Source organism: Streptomyces sp. NPDC021212 (genome assembly GCF_044332925.1).
GTDB lineage: Bacteria > Actinomycetota > Actinomycetes > Streptomycetales > Streptomycetaceae > Streptomyces.
On record NZ_JBIRPZ010000017.1, the window covers coordinates 158,255 to 176,175 of the forward strand.

Genomic DNA, 17,921 nt, shown 5'->3' on the forward strand with positions numbered 1-17,921 from the left:
CGCGTGAGGGCCCGCTACCCCTTGTCCATCGCCGCCAGGGCCCGCCGCGCCGCCGGGTGGGTACGGACGAGGTCGGCCAGCGTCGTCGTGCCCCGCGTGATCTTCGTGAACGCGCGCCACGCCGGGCGGAAGCCGGTCATCGCCGCGTGGAACATCCCGGGACGGCGGGCGAACGCGGCGTACATCCGGCGGCCGACACCCATCTCCACACCGAGGCCGGCCTTGATCGCGAAGGCGTAGTTGAGGGCCTGGCGCCGGGCGTCCACCGCGTCGTGCGCCTCGGCGATCCGGACCGCCCACTCCCCCGCGAGACGGCCCGAGCGCAGCGCGAAGGAGATCCCCTCCCGCGTCCACGGCTCCAGCAGCCCGGCCGCGTCCCCGCACACCAGCACCCGGCCGCGGGAGAGCGGCGAGTCGTCGCTGCGGCAGCGGGTCAGATGGCCGGAGGAGATGCTCGGCTCGAATCCGGCGAGGCCCAGCCGGGCGATGAAGTCCTCGAGGTAGCGCTTGGTGCCGGCGCCCTCGCCACGCGCCGAGATGACGCCGACGGTCAGCGTGTCGCCCTTGGGGAAGACCCACCCGTAACTCCCGGGCATCGGGCCCCAGTCGATGAGCACCCGGCCCGCCCAGTCCTCCGCGACCGTCTCCGGAACCGGGATCTCCGCCTCCAGGCCGAGGTCGACCTGGTCGAGCTTGACCCCGACGTGCGCGCCTATCCGGCTCGCGCTGCCGTCCGCGCCGACCACGGCCCGCGCCAGCACCGTCTCGCCGTCCGCGAGCACGACGGCCACGGTGCGGCGGTCCGGCACGGACGGGCCGTGCTGCTCGACGCGGGAGACGGCCACACCGGTACGCACCTCGGCGCCCGCGTCCTTGGCCGCCTCGACCAGACCGGCGTCGAACTCCGGCCGGTTGATGAGCCCGAACAGCACATGCTTGGAGCGGCGGGTACGGGACAGCTTGCCGTTCATCGAGAAGGTCACCGCATGCACGCGCTCACGCAGCGGCAGTTCGAAACCGGGCGGCAGCGCCTCGCGCGACGGGCCGATGATGCCACCGCCGCACGTCTTGTAGCGCGGCAGTTCGGCCTTCTCCAGCAGCAGCACCCGGCGGCCGGCGCACGCCGCGGCGTAGGCCGCGGAGGCACCCGCGGGCCCCCCGCCGACCACGACGACATCCCATACCGTCTCTTTGTCCGGGGTTGCGTTGTCGCTGCTCACGTGTGCTTCCGCTCCCAATCGCCCGTCCTGCATGCGCCTACCGGGCATCCTACGGCTCACCAGTGCGCGAACCTGCTGTGGGATGATCGGGCCACCGCGCAACCCGCACATCACCACCCAACGCCGCGCACCCCAGGAGCGTTCCCCCATGGAGCAGGATCTCGCCGCCACCGTCGCCGCACTGCAGCCCCGCGCCCTGGCCGAGCTGGCCGAGCTGGTGGCCTTCCCGTCGGTGGCGGACCCGGCGCAGTTCCCGCGCAGCGCGTGCGAGGCCGCGGCGGAATGGGTGGCGGCCGCGCTGCGCGCCGAGGATTTCCAGGACGTGGCGCTGCTGGACACCCCCGACGGCACCCAGTCCGTCTACGGCTTCCTGCCCGGCCCGGCCGGCGCCCCGACGGTGCTGCTCTACGCGCACTACGACGTGCAGCCGCCGCTGGACGAGGACGCCTGGCTCAGCCCGCCCTTCGAGCTGACCGAGCGGCAGGGCCGCTGGTACGGGCGCGGCGCGGCGGACTGCAAGGGCGGCCTGATCATGCATCTCACGGCGCTGCGCGCGCTCAAGGAGCACGGCGGCGTCCCGGTCAGCGTCAAGGTGATCGTGGAGGGTTCGGAGGAGCAGGGCACGGGCGGCCTGGCACGGTACGCCGAGGCGCATCCGGAACTGCTGGCCGCCGACGCGATCGTGATCGGCGACGCGGGCAACTTCCGGGTGGGCCTGCCGACCGTCACCGCGACGCTGCGCGGGATGACGCTGCTGCGCGTCTCGGTGGACACCCTCGAAGGGAATCTGCACTCCGGCCAGTTCGGCGGCGCCGCCCCGGACGCGCTCGCCGCGCTCATCCGGATGCTGGACTCGCTGCGCGCGGAGGACGGCTCGACCACGGTCGACGGCCTCGCCCCCGACACCGCCTGGGACGGCCTCCAGTACCCGGAGGAGGATTTCCGGAAGGACGCCAGGGTGCTGGACGGGGTCGAACTGATCGGCTCGGGCACGGTCGCCGACCGCATCTGGGCCCGCCCCTCGGTCACGGTGCTGGGCATCGACTGCCCGCCGGTCATCGGCGCCACCCCCTCCGTCCACGCGAGCGCACGGGCACTGATCAGCCTGCGGGTGCCGCCGGGCGTGGACGCGGCCGAGGCGAACCGGCTGCTGGTCACCCATCTGGAGGCGGCGGCGCCGTGGGGTGCCAAGGTCGCGACGGAGCAGGTCGGCCAGGGCCAGCCGTTCCGCGCGGACACCGGGAGCCCGGCGTACGAGGCGATGCGCGAGGCGATGCGGGTGGCGTACGACGGCCAGATGATGGCGACCGCGGGCCAGGGCGGTTCGATCCCGCTGTGCAACACGCTCGCCTCGCTGTACCCGGAGGCGGAGATTCTGCTGATCGGCCTGAGCGAGCCGGAGGCGCAGATCCACGCGGTCAACGAGAGCGTTTCCCCGGAGGAGTTGGAAAAGCTCGCCCTCACCGAGGCGCTGTTCCTGGGCGCGTACGCAACCAGCAAGAAGAGCTGACCGAGCCGCCCGGGCTCTGACCGGGCCCCTGGACCCGGGCCCGGCCGGGCGCCCTCGGCGGCAGGGCCGCCGTCCGGTCGTGGGCGGTCGGCGGCCCTCGCGCCGTGGTGTTCTCGGGGCCGCCCCTCCCCCCGGCCGGACACCGCATCCGTGCATGCCGGTACGGCCGTGCCGGCGGCGGTGGGCAGGCTCGCGTACCCGCGTCGTCCGCCGGGGCACGCGCTGCCACCGACGATCGGCGCCCGCAACACGTACCGCCCGTCGTACGGGACGGGCCGAGGCCGCGGTCAGGCCACGGGGACACCGGCCTCCAGGTACAGCGGGCGGCCCTGTTCGCGGGCGCGCAGCGCCCAGCGGAGGCGGCTGAGGCGGACCGGGGGCAGCAGGTCGGCGGCCTCGGTCTCGGTGACGAAGCGCCAGCCGCGCAGTTCGGCGCCGGGCAGCAGCACCTCCTGGGCCTCCCCGGTGGTGAGCCGGCCGCCGTCGAACAGCAGCCGCAGACCCCCGTAGCCGGGCGGCTGGGGGCGTTCCCAGTCGGCGACCAGCAGCCGCAGCGGCTCGTGGAGCCGTACGCCCAGCTCCTCGGCCACCTCGCGCCGCCCGGCGCACATCGGCGGCTCGCCGCGCTCGACGACACCGCCGGGGAATTCCCAGCCGGGCTTGTAGGTGGGATCGACGAGCAGCACCCGGTCGGCCTCGTCGAAGAGCAGGACCCCGGCCGCCAGGGTTTCGGCCGTCGGTTCCGGCGTCTGCACGATGTCGCAGCTCCCGGCGCCCTCGCGGACGGCGTCGGCGATGTGCTCGGCGGTCTGGCGCGGCGTGAGCCCGGTGGTGTCGACCACATGGGCGTCGGTGGTCAGCCAGCTCAGGGCCGCGCGGTACGGCGCGAGGTGCTCCAGGCACCAGCGGCGCACGGACTCGCTGGCGTCCGCGTCGCCCGGTATCTCCTCGCGCTCGGCTATGCGCCGGCGAAGGATCGTTTCATCGGTGTGCAGCAGGACATGCCGCACGGGGATCCGCCGGGCGGCGAAGCCGCCGAAGATCTCGTCGCGGTACTCCTGTCTGAGGACCGTCATCGGGACCACGAGCGGGCCGCCGACCTCCGCGATCAGCGCCGCTCCGGTGTCCACGACCAGCCTCCGCCACGACGGCAGGTCCTGGTAGTCGGAGACCTGCTCCAGACGCTTGCGCGGCAGCATCATGCGCAGACCGTTGCCGACCAGTTCCGGGTCGTAGAACGTGCTGCCGGGCATGAAGTCCACCAACTCACGGGCCGCGGTGGTCTTCCCCGCGCCGAACGCACCGTTCAGCCAGACGATCACATTTCCCCCTAATCCATCGCCTCCTGACAGTTGCCCGCATCACCATGCCACGGAAACGCCCGAATACGACTGAGTGACGGATCGCCCCGATCACAATGGCACCTTCCGTCACACCAGCCCCTCCCCCATCACCCCTTGTTGGCGCCGAGCGTGAGCCCCGCGATGAAGTGGCGCTGCAGCAGCAGGAAGACGAGCACCGTGGGCAGCGCCACCAGCACCGAGCCCGCCGCCAGCAGGTTGTAGTCGGTGAAGAACTGCCCGCGCAGATTGTTGAGCGCGGAGGTGACGGGCAGCTTGTCGCCGTCGGAGATGAAGACGAGCGCCCACAGGAAGTCGTTGTACATCCAGGTGAATTGCAGCGTGGCGAGCGCGGCGAGGGCCGGCCGGCACAGCGGCAGCGTGATGCGCCAGTACCGCGTCCAGACTCCCGCGCCGTCCACCACCGCCGCCTCGATGATCTCGATCGGCAGGGTGCGCATGAAATTCGCGAGAACGAAGACGCAGAAGCCGACCTGGAAGGCGACCTGAACGGCGATCACGGCCCAGTAGGAGTCGTACATCGTCATCGAGTCCGACATCCAGTAGGGCAGTTCTATCTTGGTGAACAGGACATAGAGCGGAGTGACGATGACCTGCTGCGGCAGCAGGTTCCCCGCCGTGAACACCATCAGCAGAACGAGCCCGCCGCGCATTTTCAGCCGGGTGACGGAGAACGCCACGAAGGACGCGAGGAACAGCGTCAGCAGCACTCCGGGAACCGCGATGAGGATCGAATTGAGGAAGTACTTGCCCATCCCGGAGTCGTTGAACGCTTGGCTGTAGTAGTCGAACGACAGATGGCGCGGCAGCGAGAAATAGCCGTATTCGGCGGTCTCCTCGTACGGCCGCAGCGAGGCGTAGACGGCGAGCAGCAGCGGGGCGAGAAACGCCAGCGACACGGTCATCAGGAACGCGTGCAGACCGAGCCGTCCGGGGCGGGCCCGGCGCCGCCGCGGTCCGGTCACCGGGGCGGCCGCCGGTACGGGGGCCGGGCGGATATCGGTGATCATCCCTTCTTCTCCCCTCGCAGTTCCTGGACCAGATACGTCACGATGAATCCCACCGAAACGGTGAGCAGGACGACGGCGATGGCGGAGCCGAATCCGATCCGGCTGGCCTCACCGATGATGTTGTCGGTGACCAGCACGGAGAGCAGTTCCAGCCCGTTACGGCCGTGGTTGATGGCGTAGACGATGTCGAACGCGCGCAGCGCCTCGATGACCGTGATGACGCCGACGATCACATTGACCGGCCGCAGCGTGGGCAGGACGACCCGGAAGAAGGTCTGGGTCTCGCTCGCGCCGTCGATCGCGGCGGCCTCCTTGAGCGAGGGGTCGACCGATTTGAGCCCCGCCAGATAGAGGATCATCACGTACCCGGTATGGCGCCAGGCGGCCGCGAGCAGCACCATCCAGATATTGAGGTCGGGGTCGCCGATCCAGTCCACCGGATGGCTCTTGTCGCCGAGAATCGCGTTCAGCGCGCCCTGGTCGCGGGAGAAGATCAGCTGCGCGATGAAGCCGACGATGGCGAGCGAGAGGACCACCGGCATGTAGAGGGTGGACTGGTAGAAGCGGCTGAACCGGACGCCCTTGTCGAGCAGCACGGCCAGCAGCAGTCCGAAGGGCGTGGCGACGAGGCCGAGAAAGGCCACCCAGAGCAGATTGTTGCGTACGGCGGGCCAGAACGGCGGATAGTCGGTGAACAGGTTCCGGTAGTTGTCGAAGCCGACCCAGTGGAGGTCGCCGATCCCGTCCCAGCTGGTGAAGGACAGTCCGATGGAGGCGAGGGTCGGGCCCCAGACCAGGGCCAGGTCGAGCAGGACGGGTATGCCCAGCAGCACGCCGATGACGGCGAGGTCGCGGGAGGTGAACCTCCGCGGTCCCCGCCGTTTGGCACGCCGCGCGGTAGTGAGCGGCACGGCGCGATTCTCCTAGCTGTCGGCGAATATGGTCTTCTTCTGGGACTCGATGTCCTTGGTCAGGGTGTCGATGTCGTTCGGCTTGTTGATGAACTGCTGGATGGCCCGGATCATCACCTGCGACGCGAAGTCGGGGCGGGTGTCGCGGTCCATGAACTGCGATATCTGCTTGGCGCCGGAGACGAGTGCGACGGCCTTCTTCTGCAGCGCGTTGTACGAGGAGGTAGCCGCTTTGTCGTTGCACGCGATGTTGTTGGGATCCCGCTTCAGATAGATCTCCTCGGCGGCGGGGGTGGCGAGATACTTCAGCAGTTCCTTGCCCTCCTTCTGCCGCTTGGACTTCTTCGCCAGCAGGAATCCGTCGATCGGCGCCTCGACCGCGTCCTGGCCGTAGGCGGAGTCGATTTCGGGGAACGGGAAGAAGTCCAGGTCCTCCCGGTCGGCGGCGGGGAACTGCTGCCCGGGGTGGGGCAGCCCGAAGACCGCCATGCCGGACTTCTTCTGCGCCAGGCTCTGCGCGGCCTCCTGCCAGGTGCGCCCGTTGGCGCCCTGCTGGTGGTACGGCATGAGGCCGCGCCACAGGTCGAAGACGTGCTTGACCCGGGGATCGGTCCAGGACTCCTTGCCGCCCATCAGCGAGACATGGAAGTCGTAGCCGTTGGCCCGCATATTGAGATAGTCGAAGGTCCCCATGGCGGGCCAGCCGTCCTTGTCGCCGAAGGCGATGGCGTCGAGGCCGTCCTTGTCCATCCGCTTGGCGAGCGCCCGGAAATCGTCGAACGTCCTGGGGATCTCGTAGCCGTGCTGCTGGAAGACGCTCTTCCGGTAGAAGACCGCCCACGGGTAGTAGTAGTACGGCACGAAGTACTGTTTGCCGTCCTTGCCGGTGGACTGCTTCTTGAGCGCGTCGGAGAAGCCGCTGAAGCCCTTCCAGAGGTCGCCGATCTCGGCGAGCTGCCCCTGCTCGGCGAAGAACTGCATGCGGTAGCCGGCGAACCACATGAAGACGTCGTCGGGGGTGCCCTTCAGATACCGGTTGATGCCTTCCTGGAAGGCCTCATGGTTGACAGTGTTGACCTTGACCTTCTTGTCCGACTTCTTCTGGTACGCCGCGAACACCTCGGCGAATGCCTTGCGGGGCACGGCATCCGAGGCGTTGGAGCCGATCTTCACCTCGTTGCCCGGGCCGCCACAGGCGGTGAGGAGCGCCGGGAGGGTGACCGCCCCGGCTCCGACCGCGCTGCCCCGGAGCAACGTCCGACGGGAGATCCGATGTCCTGACGATGACTGTGCCATGGGCCCTCCACACGAGGATCAATCAAACACAACCGAACGCGAGTGGCTGGATCACATCGGGCAAGAGGCGGCATAGTCAAGGGTTTGGACGAGATATCGAACAACTGTTATCGCATCTCTTCCAACAGACTCCAACACGGTCTACCGTAAACGCTCGCACGTGACGCACCCGCAACGCTGCGTCACCCCGTTGAGAACGGAGGACCCGCATCATGCGCCACCGCTCTTTACGTACCGCGAGACACCGAGTCATCGGAGGACTGGCCGCCGCACTGCTCGGCACGGCCGGCCTCACCCTCCCCGCCGCCCAGGCATCCGCGGCCGCGCCCACCCGCTCCGGAGAGACCGCCCGGAGCGAGACCGCCGCGCCCGGGGACGGGCTCGCGCTCACACCGCCGATGGGCTTCAACAACTGGAACTCCACCCACTGCCGCGCGGAGTTCAACGAGGCGATGGTCAAGGGCATCGCCGACATCTTCGTGAACAAGGGGCTCAAGGACGCCGGATACCGCTACGTCAACCTCGACGACTGCTGGGCGCTCCAGCAGCGCGACGCGAACGGCAAGCTCGTCCCGGACCCGGCGCGCTTCCCGAACGGCATCAAGGCCGTCGCCGACTACGTCCACTCCAAGGGCCTCAAGATCGGCATCTACACCAGCGCGGGCACCAAGACCTGTAACACCGCCGGCTTCCCCGGGGCGCTGGGCCATGAAAGGTCGGACGCCCAGCAGTTCGCCGACTGGGGAATCGACTACCTCAAGTACGACAACTGCAATAACCAGGGCGTAGACGCCAAGCAGCGCTACCGCGCCATGCGGGACGCGCTGAAGGCCGCCTCCGAGACCACCGGGCGCCCGATCGTCTACAGCATCTGCGAATGGGGGCAGAACAAGCCGTGGGAATGGGCGGCGGATGTCGGCCAACTCTGGCGCACCACCGGTGACATCAGTGACAGCTGGGGCAGCATGCTGTCGATCGCCAAGAAGAACCTGCCGCTCGCCCCGTACGCCGGGCCCGGCCACTGGAACGACCCCGACATGCTGGAGGTCGGCAACGGCGGCATGACGGACACCGAGTACCGCAGCCACTTCTCGCTGTGGTCGGTCATGGCCGCGCCGCTGCTGATCGGCACCGATCTGCGCAAGGCCGACGCCAAGGCGTTCGAAATCCTCGGCAACCGCGATGTCATCGCCGTCGACCAGGACCCGCTGGGCAAGCAGGGCACCGTGCTCTCCTCCGAGGGCGGACGGTGGGTGATCTCCAAGGAAATGGCCGACGGCAGCCGCGCCGTCGCCCTGTTCAACGAGACCGAGCAGCCGCAGCGCATCGCCACCACCGCGGCCCGCCTCGGCCTGCCGCAGGCGGACGGATACCGGCTGCGCGATCTGTGGCGGCACCAGGACAGCAACACCTCGGGCTCCGTGGCGGCCACCGTCCCGGCCCATGGCACGGTGCTCTACCGGGTCTCCGCCGACCGGCGCTGGGCCTCCTACCCGCCCGCCGCCGAACTCGGCGTCGGCGCCGCCCCGTTCACCGAGTCCGGCGCCACAGCGCCGGTCGAAACGGCGCTCCGCAACCTCGGCGGCACCCCGGCCCACCAGGCCACGGTCCGGCTCACCGGCCCCGACGGCTGGCGCGTCAGGACCACCTGGCCGACCCGGGCCGCCACCCTGCCCACCGGCAGCAGCCTCACCACCCGCTGGCAGGTCACCGCTCCGAAGGACGCCGAGCCCGGCGCGTACGACCTGACCGCACGTGCCTCCTATCGCTCGGCCCGCGGCGACGAGGTCAGCACCGAACTGCCGGTACCGGTCCATGTGGTGGTCGCGCCACCCTCCGGCGCCACGTACGCGAGCGATCTGCCGTGGCTGAGCGCGACCAACGGCTGGGGCCCGGTCGAGAAGGACACCAGCGTCGGCGAGAACGCGGCGGGCGACGGTCATCCGATCACCCTCGACGGCACCGTCCACGCCAAGGGCCTGGGCGTGCACGCGCCCAGTGAGATCACGTACTACACCGGTGGCCACTGCACCGCGTTCACGGCGAAGGCCGGCGTGGACGACGAGGAGGGCACCGCCGGAACGGTCGCCTTCGAGGTGTGGGCTGACGGCACCAAGGTGGTGTCGACCGGGACGCTGACCAACGCCGACCCGGCCAAGGACATCACCGCCGCCATCGACGGCGCGACGACGGTCCGGCTCGTCGTGACCGACGGCGGGGACGAGGTCACCAGCGACCACGGGGACTGGGCGGACGCGAAGTTCAGCTGCTGACACCCGGCTACGGCGACCGGCCCGCTCCCCCTGACAGCCGTCTCAGCAGACCGGCAGCCCGGGGAGGGGCCGGTCGTTGTCGCCGCCCCGGACGTACACATCGCTGACGTAGACGTCCTTGTTGCCGTTGTCGTCGTCCGTCTTCGCCCACCAGGTGTTCGTCCACTTGCCGTACCGCTCCGGGCGGTTCAGGTTCTCCTGGCAGTAGAAGTAGTTGACGCCATGCTTGAGGGTGCCGGCCGGTTCGCCGCCGTGGGTGTAGGAGGTGGCGTCGCGCCACAGCACGCAGTTGTACTTGCCGCCCCCGATGTCACTGCAGGCCGGGGCGGCGGCGCCGCTGGACGGGGAGGCCCTGCCGCCGTCCTTCCCTGTCTCGCCCTTGCCGGCGCCCTCGCCGCCCTTGCCGTCCGGGGAGCCGCCCGGCGTGCGCGGGGCCGGTGGGGACGCCTCCCCGCTCACCCGCGCGCTGCTCGTGCCCGCCTTCCCCGTCGCCTCGCGGTCCCCTCCCCCTCCGCCGGACGCCGGCGATCCGGATCGCGCCGGCTCCGGCGAACCGCCCGCCGTCGTCCGGTCGCTCTCGCCGCCGAGCAGCGCGTACGTCACCCCGCCCCCGACGAGCACCACACCGGCGACCGCCGCCGCCACCAGCGCGCGCGTACGGCCACGCCCCTGGCCCGGCGCACCGCCCGCCCCAGGACCGGCGCCCACCTGCGGCTGCGCGGCCGCGACATCCGGCGCGGTCGGGGTACGCGTGACCCGCGGAGCCTGTGGAGCCGGCGGAGGGGACGGCCGAAGCACCGGCGGGCCGGGCTCCGGTACGGCCCCGGCGGCGACGGCCTCCAGCAGCTGCCGCGCCTCGGCCGCCGTGGGACGCCCTTCCGGGTCCTTGTCCATCAGCTCGCGCAGGACGGGCGTCAGCGGACCGGCCAGCCGGGGTTCCGGCAGCGGCTCGGTGACGATCGCGGTCAGCGTCGACCACACGGAGGTGCGGCGGAACGGGGCCGAACCCTCCACCGCCGCGTACAGCGTCATGCCCAGCGCCCACACGTCCGACGCCGGGCCCGGCTCCTGGCCCTGGGCGCGCTCCGGCGCCAGGTAGTCCAGCGAGCCGATCAGCTCACCACTGCGGGTCAGCTTGGTGGTCGCGCCGTCGTCGGGCGCCTCCATGCTCGCGATGCCGAAGTCGGTGAGGACCACCCGGCCCCCGCGGTCGATCAGCACGTTGCCCGGCTTCACATCGCGGTGCAGGACCCCGGCGTCATGACCCGCGGCGAGCGCGTCGGCCACCTTCGCACCGATCCGCGCGGCCTCCAGGGGGTCGACGACGCCGTGCTCGTCGATCAGGTCGTCGAGTGACGGGCCGTCGATCAGCTCCATCACGATGACCGGCAGCCCGCCCTCGTCCGCCACATCGTGCACCGTGATCACACCCGAATGGCGGATCCGGGCCGCGGCGCGCGCCTCCCGCTGCATCCGGGTGCGCAGATCGGCCAGCTCCGCGCCGGACGCGTCGGTGTAGGCGCGCAGCACCTTGACCGCGACCTCCCGGCCCAGCAGCTCGTCCATCGCTCTGCAGACCACGCCCATGCCGCCGCGGCCGAGCTGCCCCGTCACCCGGTAGCGACCGCCCAGCAGTCTGCCGAACAGATCACCGCCCATGTCCCCCGGTGCCACCATCGGCTCCCTCGTATCGCAAGCAGTGAGCGAACAGCTTAGGGGCAGCCGGTGACAGTGCGGCTCAACTCGTGCCGCGAGGCGCGCCCACCGGGCCGAAACCCTCCAGCCGCTGCTCCTGGGCCGCCGCGGCGGCCGCGCCGACCAGCCCCGCGTCGGTGCCCATCTGCGCCGGCAGGACCTCCAGCCCCCGCACATACGACAGGGTCGCGTAGTCGCGCAGGGCGCGCCGAAGGGGCGCGAAGAGCACGTCCCCGGCGCCCGCCACCCCGCCGCCGATCACCGCCACCTCGATCTCGACAAGTGCGGCGGTCGCGGCGATCCCGGCGGCCAGGGCCTGCGCCGCGCGGTCGAAGGAGGCACGCGCCACCGGGTCACCGGTGCGCGCGGCGGCGGCGACGGCCGCGGCGCTGGTGTCGCCGTCCGGGCCCGGCCGCCAGCCGCCGGACAGCGCCCGGCCGGCGATGTTGGGGCCGCTGGCGATGCGCTCGACGCAGCCGCGCCCGCCGCACGGGCACAGATCGCCGTCGAGGTCGACGCTGATGTGGCCGATGTGCCCGGCGTTGCCCGTGGGGCCGGGGTGGAGCCGCCCGTTCAGCACCAGACCGCCGCCGACGCCGGTGGACACCACCATGCACAGCGCGCTCGCGCGCCCGCGCGCCGCGCCCTGCCAGTGCTCGGCGGCCGTCATCGCCGGTCCGTCGCCGACCAGGGTGACCGGCAGTTCGCCGGTGGTCTCCCGGACCCCGGCGACCAGCGGGAAGTCGCGCCAGCCGGGGATGTTGACCGGGTTGACGGTGCCCACGGAGGCGTCCACGGGGCCCGCGCTGCCGATCCCGACGGCGGCCACCCGGGACCAGTGCGCGGTGGCGGCGAGTTCGCCGAGCACCGCGGAGACCTCGCGCATCACCGTCGGCCCGTCGGCCTGCGCGGGGGTCGCGCGCCGGGCCCGTACGACCAGCTTGCCGCCGCCGTCCACCAGGGCGCCCGCGATCTTGGTACCGCCGATGTCCAGCGCGGCGATGAGGTCACGTGCCATTGCTGTCGACTCTCCTGGTGGGCGTCGGTGTCTTCAGTCGGTGTCATCAATGTGGGGCCACAGTCTTCCCTGCCGCTGACAACGTTGTCCAGAGGCTATGCTCGACACCCCTCCGCCACGCCGACCAGCGACGGGACGAGCACACCGTGACCGACACCGCCCGGGACATCGCCGACCGCACCCCGCCCCACCGCTACGGCTCCCGGCCCACGATGAAGGACGTCGCCGCCCGGGCCGGAGTCGGCCTCAAGACGGTCTCGCGCGTGGTCAACGGCGAGCCGGGCGTCACCCCCGACACCGAGCACCGCGTCCAGGAGGCGATCACCGCGCTCGGCTTCCGCCGCAACGACAGCGCCCGCATCCTCCGCAAGGGCCGCACCGCGAGCATCGGCCTCGTCCTGGAAGACCTCGCCGACCCGTTCTACGGCCCGCTCAGCCGCGCCGTCGAAGAGGTGGCACGCGCTCATGGCGCGCTGCTGATCAACGGCTCCAGCGCCGAGGACCCGGTCCGCGAGCAGGAGTTGGTACTGGCCCTGTGCGCGCGCCGGGTGGACGGCCTCGTCGTCATCCCGGCGGGCGACGACCACCGCTATCTGGCCCCGGAGATGGCGGCCGGTGTCGCCACCGTCTTCGTCGACCGCCCGGCGGGCCGCGTCGACGCCGACGCGGTGCTCTCCGACAGCTTCGGCGGCGCACGGGACGCGGTCGCCCATCTGATCGCCCATGGCCACCGCCGGATCGGCTTCCTCGGCGACCAGCCGGGCATCCACACCGCCGCCGAGCGGCTGCGCGGCTACCACGCCGCGATGGCCGCGGCCGGGCTGCCGGTCCACGACGGCTGGCTCTCGCTCGGCCCCACCGACCCCGAGCGGGTGCGCGCCGCGGCCGCCGCCATGCTGGACGCCGCCGAGCCGGTCACCGCGCTCTTCGCGGGCAACAACCGGGTGACGGTCACGGTGGTTCGCGTCCTCGCCGAGCGCCCCGGGCCCGCCGCCCCCGTCGCCCTGGTCAGCTTCGACGACTTCGAACTGGCCGATCTGCTCTCCCCCGGCATCACCGTGGTCGCCCAGGACGCGGGCCGACTCGGCCGCACCGCCGCGGATCTGCTCTTCCGCCGCCTCGACGGCGCGGGCGGCGAGGCGCGGCGGGTCGTGCTGCCGACCCGGCTGATCGCCCGCGGCTCCGGGGAACTGCCCCCGTCCGTGTCCTGAGCGCCGTCCTGAGCGGCGTCCCGGACGGCCCCGCCCCGGTTGCCCCGGCCCCCGGCCCCCGTCACGGTGGGGGTGCGGAGGGCCGGGAGACCTCGGTCGGCGGGACGGAGGAGGTGCGATGACCGGACGCCGTACGCGAACGATCCGCGCGGTCGGCCCCACGGCCGCGCCGGCACCGGTCACCGCGGGCCGCTCACAGGAGCGCGGCACCCCGTCGGCCGCGGCGTCCCGGGCCTCCGCCGCCCTCGCCCCGTCCTGACCATGTCGCGTCCTGACCGTCTCGTCAGGCGGCGAGCACCTTGGCCTTGGCGCGTTCGTACTCCTCGGCCGTGATGTCACCGTGGTTCTTCAGCTCCACGAGCCGTGCCAGCTCCTCGGCATGCCCGGTTGCGGCGGTCCCCCGTACGAACTCCCGGAGTTCCTCCTCCGCCTGCTCGGCCCGCTTCATCTCGCGCCGGCCCATCCCGCTGCCCCGGGCCATCAGGTAGACGAAGACGCCGAGGAAGGGCAGGACGATGACGAAGACGCACCAGCCCGCCTTCGCCCAACCGCCCAGCGAGTCATCGCGGAACATGTCTCCGATGACCCGGAAGAGCAGCATCAGCCACAGGACCCACAGGAAGATCCACATCGTGGTCCAGAACACATTGAGCAGTGGGTAGCCCATCGTCTGCCTCCCGTCGGAACACGCCCGGAGCGGCCAGGACGGCCACCACCGGACCGACATGTCCAGCGTACGGCGGCCGGCGCGGGGCGCTAGGCGAGTGCGCGGGCCCCGGTCGGCGCAGCACCGGGTGCGCCGCGGGCCCGGCCGCGTACCAATGGAGGCAGGACGGACGGAGGCCGGAAGGGCGGACAGGCCATGGACCTCCAGATTCTCCCGCTGGCCGTCACCATGATGGCGGGGCCGCAGATCGTGGCCGCCGTGATCCTGGTGACCACCGCGCGGCCCGTGCGGGTGTCCTTGGCGTTCCTGCTCGGGGTGACGATCGCGACGACCGTGGGCGTCGCCATCACGCGGGGGATCTTCGCGCTGCTGGGCAACGCGGTCGCGCCGGGGAAGCCGTCCGACCGGGGGGCGGCCGGGACCATCGTGCAACTGGTGCTGGTGGGGCTGCTGGTGCTGGTCGCGGTGAAGAACCTCGTGCGCCGGGAATCCGTGGAGCCGCCGAAGTGGCTGGGCTCGCTGATGGAGGCGGGCCCGTTGCGGGCCTTGAAGACAGGGCTGCTGGTCATCCTGCTGATGCCGTCGGACATCATGGTGCTGCTGACGGTGGGCGCGTCCCTGGAGCAGCACCGGGCGGCCCTGGCGGAGGCGCTGCCGTTCATCGGTGCCACCGTGCTCATCGCGGCGCAGCCGCTGCTGGTCTACCTCGTCTTCGGCAGCCGGGCGCGGCGCGCGATGCCCCGGGTACGGGAGTGGCTGAACACCCACAGCTGGGTGGTCAACGTCGCCGCCTGCCTGATCTTCATCGTGCTCATCCTCACCCCCTGAGCCGGTCCCGGCCCTCCGCGCCGGTACGGCCCGTCGCGGCCAGCAGCGCGATCACCGCGAGGGCCGTCAGCAGGACGAGCACCAGGAACAGCACGGTCAGCACGGTGGGGTGGTTCCACAGTGCGAACACCACGGCCGGGGTCGACAGCGCCGCGACCGTCAGCTCCCGGCGGTGGTCCGCGGTCCAGACCCCGGCCCGTCCGGGGTGCATCCCCCGGGCCGCGCCCCAGTGTGCGGCGGAGTCGGCTGCGTGCTCGGCCGCGGCCCGTAGGGCACGCGGGAGCCGTCCGGGCCCGGCCAGATAGGCGCCGGCCGCGACGACGGCGCTGAGCACCAGCACGGTGAGCACGGTGACCCGCAGGAAGCGCACCACGGTGTCGAAGAGGGCCGAGGCGGCGGCCCGGGACAGCACGCCGGGCGGCACATGGTCGAGGCAGTACCGGCGGGCCACGGTGAGCGCGAGGGCCAGTGCCAGCGAGGCGGCGGCGGCGCCGAGGGCGGCACCGACGAGCGCGCGGCGGCGGCCCCGGGCGAGCAGGACACCGGTGGCGCCGAGCGCGATGGTCAGGGTCGGCAGCCAGTTGCCGACCAGGTCGAGCAGGCGTACCGCCCGTTTGACGCGGTCGAGTTGCTCGGAGTGGAAGAGGATCGTCCGCCGGTGGATGTCGGGGATGTCGGCCGCCGAGGGGAATCCGGCGTTCACGAGCTGGAGTTTGGCCTTCTCCACGGCGGCGCCGACGTTCAGGGTGACGGTGTCGCCGCGTACGCCGACCGGGCCGTGCCCCTCGCCGGTGAGGGCGTGCACGACGGCCGCATGGGCGGCGCGGTTGGCGCCGGTCCATACGGCGGCGAACTCGTCGGTGTGCACGATGTGCTTCGCGACCTTGCGCACGGCCTGGTCGAGGGCCGCGTCCAGTTGCGGGGCCAGACCCTCGATGGTGTCGGCGGCCCGGGGCGGCAGGCCCTGGTCGCGCAGCCAGTCGGCGACGTCGGACGTGATCTTCCGGCTGTTGTGCCGGAGGTCGACGGCGTCGCCGACGTGGTCCACGACCGATTCCTGGATCGCCGGATCGCTCGCCAGCGGGGCGACCGTCGCCACGTAGCGGTCGGTGTCCAGGACGATGCCCTGAACCCATACGGTCAGCACGGACACCGGTACGAGCAGGCAGCCGAGCAGGATCAGCAGGGCTGACACGGCACTTCTGACCATGCCACCATCTCCCGCCCTCTCCGGCGGCCCCGCATCCCGGGTGACACGCAGGGGTGAGCGGATGTGGCCGGCGGGTCAGTGCGCGGACCGCACCGCGCCGGTTCAGCTAGGGGCGCGCCCGGCGAGGGCGTCGAGTTCGGCGCGGCTCAGTCCGGTCAGCTGTTCCACCTCGGCGACGTCGACCGCGCCGCAGTCCAGACCGCGCAGCAGATGGCCGCTGAGCGCCTTGGCGGTGGCGGGCTCGTCCATGACGTCCCCGCCCGTACGGTTCACATACGCCGCGAGCCGGGCCGCGGCCGTCTCCAGGCCCTCGCGGTAGAAGGCGTAGACGGCGGCGTAGCGGGTGGGCAGATGGCCGGGGTGCATGTCCCAGCCCTGGTAGTACGCGCGGGCCAGGGACCGCCGGACAAGGCCGTGGTGGAGCCGCCAGGCGTCGTGGACGCGCTCGGTGGGGCCGACCGGCAGCACATTGGTGGAGCCGTCGGAGAGCCGTACGCCGGTGCCCGCGGCGGCGACCTGCATGACGGCCTTGGCGTGGTCGGCGACCGGGTGGTCCATGGACTGGTGGGCGGCGCTGACACCGCAGGACGCGCTGTAGTCGAAGGTGCCGTAGTGCAGTCCGGTGGCGCGGCCCTGGGCCGCGTCGATCATCCGGGCGACGGTGGCGCGGCCGTCGGAGCCGAGGATGGCCTGCGTGGTCTCGATCTGGATCTCGAAGCCGAGCCGGCCCTCGGTGAGCCCGCGGGCCTTCTCGAACTCCTCGCACAACCGGACCATGGCGCTGACCTGTTCGGCGTACGTCACCTTGGGGAGGGTGAGCACGAGCCCGTCCGGCAGACCGCCGGAGTCCATCAGTCCGGTGAGGAAGATGTCGAGGGTGCGGATGCCGCGGTCGCGGACAGCTGCCTCCATGCACTTCATGCGGATGCCCACATAGGGCGGTGCGGTGCCCGCCGCGCGGGCGGCGGCGACCACGGAGGCGGCGTGGACGGCCGCGGCGTCCTCCTCGGCGTCGGGGCGCGGGCCGTAGCCGTCCTCGAAGTCGATGCGCAGGTCCTCGACCGGCTCGCGCTCCAGCTTGGCGCGCACCCGCCGGTACACGGGCTCGGCCAGCTCGTCGGGAAGGCCGATGACGGCGGCGAGGGCTCCGGCGTCGGGCGCGTGGGCGTCGAGGGCGGCGAGCGCCTGGTCGCCCCAGTCCCGCACGGTGCCCTCGGTGACGGCGTCGGCGGGGACGTAGACGGTGTGCACGGGCTGCCGGGTGCCGGAGTCGCCCGGGTAGCGGCGGGCGAGGTCCGCGTCGACGGGGGCGAGGGACGCGGTGATCCCTTCGCGTACGCCGCGCGGCAGGCTGGTCCCCGCCGTCTCGTGCTGAGTCATGCCCGCACCTCCGCCTTTCACAACCGAGAATTTCCGCCTTGCGGAAACAAATATCCGCAGGGCGAAGTTATATGGGCTCCGAGTGGAGGTCAACACCCCATTGACGCACGTGAGACCCCGTACGCGCAGTGCGTACGGGGCCTCGGCGCCACCTGCCGGGAGGTCAGCCCTTGCGGGCCTTGACCTCCTCGGTGAGCTGCGGGACGACCTCGAAGAGATCGCCGACCACGCCGTAGTCGACCAGGTCGAAGATCGGGGCCTCGGCGTCCTTGTTGACCGCCACGATCGTCTTCGAGGTCTGCATACCGGCCCGATGCTGGATCGCACCCGA

At 71.7% G+C, this 17,921-nt stretch carries 15 protein-coding genes and 1 pseudogene; 5 read left to right on the forward strand and 11 right to left on the reverse strand.

Features of this window, described 5'->3' with window-relative positions; genetic code table 11:
• Nucleotides 1–14: 14 nt before the first annotated feature.
• Entirely contained in the window at nucleotides 15–1,220 is a 1,206-nt protein-coding gene (locus ACH4SI_RS35725) for a geranylgeranyl reductase family protein (protein ID WP_398303270.1), read from the reverse strand.
• 148 nt (nucleotides 1,221–1,368) lie between these two features.
• On the opposite strand from ACH4SI_RS35725, the gene ACH4SI_RS35730 reads away from it, so the two are divergent.
• Nucleotides 1,369–2,730: a dipeptidase gene (locus ACH4SI_RS35730; protein ID WP_398303272.1), complete on the forward strand. Its 1,362-nt coding sequence runs from the start codon at nucleotides 1,369–1,371 to the stop codon at nucleotides 2,728–2,730.
• A gap of 287 nt (nucleotides 2,731–3,017) precedes the next feature.
• Here the strand turns inward: ACH4SI_RS35730 and ACH4SI_RS35735 are convergent, their stop codons facing one another.
• From ACH4SI_RS35735 to ACH4SI_RS35750, 4 genes are all read right to left on the reverse strand, one after another.
• Nucleotides 3,018–4,052 (reverse strand): NUDIX domain-containing protein, encoded by a 1,035-nt coding sequence (locus ACH4SI_RS35735; protein WP_398303274.1) that lies wholly within the window; start codon nucleotides 4,050–4,052, stop codon nucleotides 3,018–3,020.
• 128 nt (nucleotides 4,053–4,180) lie between these two features.
• Nucleotides 4,181–5,101: a carbohydrate ABC transporter permease gene (locus ACH4SI_RS35740; RefSeq protein WP_398303276.1), complete on the reverse strand. Its 921-nt coding sequence runs from the start codon at nucleotides 5,099–5,101 to the stop codon at nucleotides 4,181–4,183.
• Nucleotides 5,098–6,012, reverse strand: a complete 915-nt coding sequence (locus ACH4SI_RS35745; protein WP_398303278.1) for a carbohydrate ABC transporter permease — start codon at nucleotides 6,010–6,012, stop codon at nucleotides 5,098–5,100. Before ACH4SI_RS35745 ends, ACH4SI_RS35740 begins: the two co-directional genes overlap by 4 nt.
• Before the next feature lie 12 nt (nucleotides 6,013–6,024).
• On the reverse strand, nucleotides 6,025–7,308 hold the full coding sequence (locus ACH4SI_RS35750; protein ID WP_398303280.1) for an ABC transporter substrate-binding protein: 1,284 nt from the start codon (nucleotides 7,306–7,308) through the stop codon (nucleotides 6,025–6,027).
• A 212-nt stretch (nucleotides 7,309–7,520) separates the two neighbouring features.
• Here ACH4SI_RS35750 and ACH4SI_RS35755 point away from each other — a divergent pair, with 212 nt between their 5' ends.
• The gene (locus tag ACH4SI_RS35755; protein ID WP_398303282.1) at nucleotides 7,521–9,581 is read left to right on the forward strand and encodes an NPCBM/NEW2 domain-containing protein; all 2,061 of its coding nucleotides are present in this window, start codon (nucleotides 7,521–7,523) and stop codon (nucleotides 9,579–9,581) included.
• Between the two features lie 42 nt (nucleotides 9,582–9,623).
• Here ACH4SI_RS35755 and ACH4SI_RS35760 read toward each other — a convergent pair whose 3' ends face one another.
• The gene (locus ACH4SI_RS35760; protein WP_398303284.1) at nucleotides 9,624–11,258 is read right to left on the reverse strand and encodes a serine/threonine-protein kinase; all 1,635 of its coding nucleotides are present in this window, start codon (nucleotides 11,256–11,258) and stop codon (nucleotides 9,624–9,626) included.
• Nucleotides 11,259–11,319: 61 nt separating this feature from the next.
• Nucleotides 11,320–12,294 (reverse strand): ROK family protein, encoded by a 975-nt coding sequence (locus ACH4SI_RS35765; RefSeq protein WP_398303286.1) that lies wholly within the window; start codon nucleotides 12,292–12,294, stop codon nucleotides 11,320–11,322.
• Between the two features lie 146 nt (nucleotides 12,295–12,440).
• Between ACH4SI_RS35765 and ACH4SI_RS35770 the strand changes: the two genes are divergently transcribed.
• Entirely contained in the window at nucleotides 12,441–13,505 is a 1,065-nt protein-coding gene (locus tag ACH4SI_RS35770) for a LacI family DNA-binding transcriptional regulator (protein WP_398303287.1), read from the forward strand.
• Nucleotides 13,506–13,623: 118 nt separating this feature from the next.
• Nucleotides 13,624–13,764 carry a hypothetical protein gene (locus ACH4SI_RS35775; RefSeq protein ID WP_398303288.1) on the forward strand — a complete coding sequence of 47 codons (141 nt, stop codon included), beginning with the start codon at nucleotides 13,624–13,626 and terminating at the stop codon, nucleotides 13,762–13,764.
• A 24-nt stretch (nucleotides 13,765–13,788) separates the two neighbouring features.
• Here the strand turns inward: ACH4SI_RS35775 and ACH4SI_RS35780 are convergent, their stop codons facing one another.
• A complete protein-coding gene (locus ACH4SI_RS35780) occupies nucleotides 13,789–14,172 on the reverse strand; it encodes an SHOCT domain-containing protein (RefSeq protein ID WP_398303290.1) in 384 nt (127 codons plus the stop codon).
• Nucleotides 14,173–14,367: 195 nt separating this feature from the next.
• On the opposite strand from ACH4SI_RS35780, the gene ACH4SI_RS35785 reads away from it, so the two are divergent.
• The gene (locus tag ACH4SI_RS35785) at nucleotides 14,368–15,000 is read left to right on the forward strand and encodes a GAP family protein (protein ID WP_398303292.1); all 633 of its coding nucleotides are present in this window, start codon (nucleotides 14,368–14,370) and stop codon (nucleotides 14,998–15,000) included.
• Here ACH4SI_RS35785 and ACH4SI_RS35790 read toward each other — a convergent pair.
• From ACH4SI_RS35790 to ACH4SI_RS35800, 3 genes and pseudogenes are all read right to left on the reverse strand, one after another.
• Nucleotides 14,990–16,210 (reverse strand): hypothetical protein, encoded by a 1,221-nt coding sequence (locus ACH4SI_RS35790; RefSeq protein ID WP_398303294.1) that lies wholly within the window; start codon nucleotides 16,208–16,210, stop codon nucleotides 14,990–14,992. The genes ACH4SI_RS35785 and ACH4SI_RS35790 overlap by 11 nt on opposite strands.
• A gap of 102 nt (nucleotides 16,211–16,312) precedes the next feature.
• Nucleotides 16,313–17,590 (reverse strand): DUF6986 family protein, encoded by a 1,278-nt coding sequence (locus ACH4SI_RS35795; protein WP_398303295.1) that lies wholly within the window; start codon nucleotides 17,588–17,590, stop codon nucleotides 16,313–16,315.
• A gap of 163 nt (nucleotides 17,591–17,753) precedes the next feature.
• A pseudogene (locus ACH4SI_RS35800) lies at nucleotides 17,754–17,921 on the reverse strand (electron transfer flavoprotein subunit alpha/FixB family protein); the annotation flags it as partial.

Coding starts and splice junctions, on each gene's coding strand:
- ACH4SI_RS35730 (WP_398303272.1), top strand. CDS start 1,369: ATGGAGCAGGATCTCGCCGCCACCGTCGCCGCACTGCAGCCCCGCGCC.
- ACH4SI_RS35740 (WP_398303276.1), bottom strand. CDS start 5,101: ATGATCACCGATATCCGCCCGGCCCCCGTACCGGCGGCCGCCCCGGTG.
- ACH4SI_RS35750 (WP_398303280.1), bottom strand. CDS start 7,308: ATGGCACAGTCATCGTCAGGACATCGGATCTCCCGTCGGACGTTGCTC.
- ACH4SI_RS35755 (WP_398303282.1), top strand. CDS start 7,521: ATGCGCCACCGCTCTTTACGTACCGCGAGACACCGAGTCATCGGAGGA.
- ACH4SI_RS35760 (WP_398303284.1), bottom strand. CDS start 11,258: ATGGTGGCACCGGGGGACATGGGCGGTGATCTGTTCGGCAGACTGCTG.
- ACH4SI_RS35765 (WP_398303286.1), bottom strand. CDS start 12,294: ATGGCACGTGACCTCATCGCCGCGCTGGACATCGGCGGTACCAAGATC.
- ACH4SI_RS35775 (WP_398303288.1), top strand. CDS start 13,624: ATGACCGGACGCCGTACGCGAACGATCCGCGCGGTCGGCCCCACGGCC.
- ACH4SI_RS35780 (WP_398303290.1), bottom strand. CDS start 14,172: ATGGGCTACCCACTGCTCAATGTGTTCTGGACCACGATGTGGATCTTC.
- ACH4SI_RS35785 (WP_398303292.1), top strand. CDS start 14,368: ATGGACCTCCAGATTCTCCCGCTGGCCGTCACCATGATGGCGGGGCCG.
- ACH4SI_RS35790 (WP_398303294.1), bottom strand. CDS start 16,210: ATGGTCAGAAGTGCCGTGTCAGCCCTGCTGATCCTGCTCGGCTGCCTG.
- ACH4SI_RS35795 (WP_398303295.1), bottom strand. CDS start 17,590: ATGACTCAGCACGAGACGGCGGGGACCAGCCTGCCGCGCGGCGTACGC.